Annotated in this window: 3 protein-coding genes and 1 pseudogene; 2 read left to right on the plus strand and 2 right to left on the minus strand. The window is 70.1% G+C overall.

Features of this window, described 5'->3' with window-relative positions; all coding sequences use genetic code 11:
* A pseudogene (locus ACIY1X_RS25560) lies at positions 1 to 198 on the minus strand (branched-chain amino acid ABC transporter substrate-binding protein); the annotation flags it as partial.
* Positions 199 to 296: 98 nt separating this feature from the next.
* Positions 297 to 980, minus strand: coding sequence for a TetR/AcrR family transcriptional regulator (locus ACIY1X_RS25565; RefSeq protein WP_399686270.1), 684 nt, complete (start codon positions 978 to 980; stop codon positions 297 to 299).
* Between the two features lie 86 nt (positions 981 to 1,066).
* Between ACIY1X_RS25565 and ACIY1X_RS25570 the strand changes: the two genes are divergently transcribed.
* Positions 1,067 to 2,698 carry an AMP-binding protein gene (locus tag ACIY1X_RS25570; protein WP_399686273.1) on the plus strand — a complete coding sequence of 544 codons (1,632 nt, stop codon included), beginning with the start codon at positions 1,067 to 1,069 and terminating at the stop codon, positions 2,696 to 2,698.
* On the plus strand, positions 2,698 to 3,500 hold an 803-nt coding region (locus tag ACIY1X_RS25575), incomplete at its 3' end, for a biotin carboxylase N-terminal domain-containing protein (RefSeq protein WP_399686276.1). The genes ACIY1X_RS25570 and ACIY1X_RS25575, both read left to right, overlap by 1 nt.

Below are 3,500 nucleotides of genomic sequence, written 5' to 3' on the forward strand. Positions count from 1 at the left end.
GCCCTTGAGCGCGCCGCCCTTGGCGTTGACGTCCTCCACCGCGTACTGCACGTGCGTGAGCATCAGTTCGCCGACGTTGGCGAAGGGGCCGGAGAGCGGATCGATGTAGGCGATCTTGTAGACCTCCTGGGCGTGGGCGCCCGCGGCCGCGAGGGCGGCGGCGAGGGCGAGCGGGGCGAGTCGGCGGGGCACGGTCATGGCGAGGGTCTCCAAGGAAAGGGGGAAGGAACGGCATCCGCGCGCAGGGCGCGGCAGATGAACAGGCGAAATCGCTGGAATGGAAGAAAGGCCGGGATTCAGCCCTTGCCGCGCGCAGGCGCGCGGCGCAGGCCGATGACGCGCGAGGCGAGCATCGTGAGTTCGGCGACGACCTCGTCGGGCGAGAAGCGCCCGCCCGGCCGGTACCAGTTGTAGAGAAAGCCCGGCAGGCTGCAGGCCGCCAGCGCGGTGATCCGGGTGTCGTTGAAGTCGAGGTCGCCGTCGCGGCGCGCCTGTTCCAGCAGCGGGCACAGCCGGTCGTAGAAGTGGTTCGCGAGCTTCTTCTGCGCGGCCAGGTACTCGGGCCGGTAGACCTGCGGCTCGCGGTAGGGGAAGAAGGCCACCGGCTGGTTCTCGATGGTGGCGCGGATCAGCCGCTCCAGCCCCTGCATCACCTTCTCGCTGGCGCGGCGCGTGTCCGTGTCGGCGAAGTCCAGCACGGTAAAGCACTCGACCGCCGGCTTCCACGACAGCGTCTCGAAGATCTCCTGCTTGTCGCGGAAGTAGTAGTAGACGAAAGGCTTGCTCACGCCCAGCTCGCGCACGATCTGCGCCATCGTCGTGTTGGCATAGCCCTGCGCCGCGAACAGGCGCGCCGCCGCCTGCAGGATGCGCTCGCGCTGCACGTCGGTGCCGGGCGTGCTCGCGCGCTGGCGGCCCGTGCCCTGCGGCAGGTGCGAAGGGTGCGGGGGTTTGTGCGGTGTCTCCGATGTTCTACCCATCGGTAGGATTGTTGGGGCACCATCGGTCCCACGGCAAGCATCCGCGCGCCATCCACGGCTATCGATAACCCTGACAGGCTGACACCATGGAGACAAGCACCACCCCCGCCGCCCTGCCCTCGCGGCCGCAGCAGCCGCTGCACGAATACCTGCGCGCCAACGCGCGCGAGCGCCCCGACCACCCCGCCTGCATCTGGTACGGCAGCGCGATGAGCTGGGCCGAGCTGGACCGCGCGAGCGACGCCTTCGGCGCGCGGCTGCAGGCGCTGGGCGTGGGCAAGGGCGACCCGGTCGTGCTCTTCCTCAACAACTGCCCGCAGTACCTGGTGGCGCACTACGGCATCCAGAAGATCGGCGCCATCGTCTGCCCGAGCGGCCCGCTGAACAAGGAGCACGAGCTCGCCTACCAGGTGAACGACCTGAAGGCGCGCGTCATCGTGGCGGCCTCGAACCTGGTGCCGGTGGTCGAGAAGGTGAAGCCCGGCAGCGCGCTGGCGCACGTCTTCGCGGTGCACTATGCCGACCTGCTGCCGGCCAAGCCGACGATGGACCTGCCCGCCGAACTCGCCGCCGCGCAGCAGGAGGCGCGCGCCGTGCCCGCCGGCTGCGAGGACTTCCTCGCCGCCATGCGCGGCGACGCGAAGCCGGCGCCGGTCGAACTCTCGCTGGACGACGTGGCGCTGATGACCTACACCTCGGGCACCACCGGCCTGCCCAAGGGCGCCATGCTCAGCTACGGCAACGCCCTGTTCAAGACCACGGTGGCCGCCGACTGCAACGGCGTGCAGCCGAACGACGTGCTGCTGTCCGTCGCGCCGCTGTACCACATCGCCGGCATGCTGATGGGCGTGAACGTGCCGGTGATCACCGGCGCCACCAGCGTGCTGCTGCACCGCTTCGACCCGCACGCGGTGCTGCAGGCCATCGACCGCTACAAAGTCACCTGGTGGTACAGCATCGCGCCGATGAACGTGGCCTGCATGCAGCAGCCGGACATCGCCGCCTTCGATCTCTCCAGCCTGAAGATGAACCCGGTGACCAGCTTCGGCATCGCCTTCACCGAGCCGCTGGCGGCGCAGTGGCGCTCCTTCGCGAAGAACTGCACCTCGCAGGAGGCGGCCTACGGCCTGTCGGAGACGCACACCTGCGACACCTACACGCCCGCGGGCCGGGCGAAGTGGGGCACGCAGGGCATCCCGGCGCCGGGCGTGACCATCCGCATCGTCGATCCCGAGACGGGCCGGGACCTGCCCACCGGCGAACTGGGCGAGATCGTGCTGACCAGCCCGGGCGTCTTCAAGGGCTACTGGAACAAGCCCGACGCCACCGCCGCCACGCTGCGCGACGGCTGGGTGCACACCGGCGACATGGGCAAGTTCGACGAGGACGGCTACCTCACCTTCACCGGCCGCTTCAAGGAGATGATCAAGGTCTCGGGCTACAGCGTGTTCCCGGAGGAGGTCGAGGCCATCCTCATCAAACACCCGGCCGTCGCGCAGGCGGCCGTGATCGCGCAGCCCGATCCCGACAAGGGCGAGGTGGTGAAGGCCTTCATCGTGAAGAAGCCGGGCGCGCAGGTGTCGGCCGAGGAGATCACCGCCTGGTCGCGCGAGAACATGGCCACCTACAAGGCGCCGAAGCACGTCCGGTTCATCGATACGCTGCCGGCCACAGGCGCAGGCAAGGTGCTGCGCCGCATGCTGAAAGATATCGACTGATGTTCAAGAAGGTACTGATCGCCAACCGCGGCGAGATCGCCGTGCGACTCGTGCGCGCGCTGCAGGACCTGGGCATCGCCAGCGTCGCGGTCCACGCGAAGGACGATGCGCAGGCGCTGCACGCGCAACTGGCCGACACCGCCGTCGCGCTGCAGGGCACCGGCCCCTCGGCGTACCTCGACATCCCCGCGCTGCTGGCGGTGGCGAAGGCGCAGGGCTGCGACGCGGTGCACCCGGGCTACGGCTTCCTCAGCGAACGCGCCGACTTCGCGCAGGCCTGCGCCGATGCAGGCCTGGTCTTCATCGGGCCCACGTCGGAGCAGCTCGCACTCTTCGGCGACAAGGCCCGCGCCCGCGACTTGGCGCAGCAGTGCGACGTGCCGGTGATGCCCGGCAGCGCCGGCGCCGTGACGCTGGCGGAGGCGCAGGCCTTCTTCGCCGAGCAGGCGAAGGACGGCGCCGGCGTGATGATCAAGGCCATCGGCGGCGGCGGCGGGCGCGGCATGCGCGCGGTGCTGCGCGCCGAGGACCTGCCCGAGGCGCACGCGCGCTGCATGTCGGAGGCGAAGGCCGCCTTCGGCGTCGAGGGCGTGTACGTGGAGCGGCTGATGAAGCAGGCGCGCCACATCGAGATCCAGGTCCTCGGCGACGGCCGCGCCGTCGCCAGCCTGGGCGAGCGCGAGTGCACGCTGCAGCGGCGCTTCCAGAAGCTGGTGGAGATCGCGCCCAGCCCCTCGCTGCCCGAGGCGCTGCGCGCGCGCATCACGCAGGCGGCGCTGCGCATGGCGCAGCAGGTCGGCTA

This window comes from Xenophilus sp., assembly GCF_044462705.1.
GTDB classification, from domain to species: domain Bacteria; phylum Pseudomonadota; class Gammaproteobacteria; order Burkholderiales; family Burkholderiaceae_C; genus Xenophilus; species Xenophilus azovorans.

Excerpts from the sequence above, each read along its gene's own strand:
- ACIY1X_RS25565 (WP_399686270.1), bottom strand. The coding sequence starts at position 980 with ATGGGTAGAACATCGGAGACACCGCACAAACCCCCGCACCCTTCGCAC.
- ACIY1X_RS25570 (WP_399686273.1), top strand. The coding sequence starts at position 1,067 with ATGGAGACAAGCACCACCCCCGCCGCCCTGCCCTCGCGGCCGCAGCAG.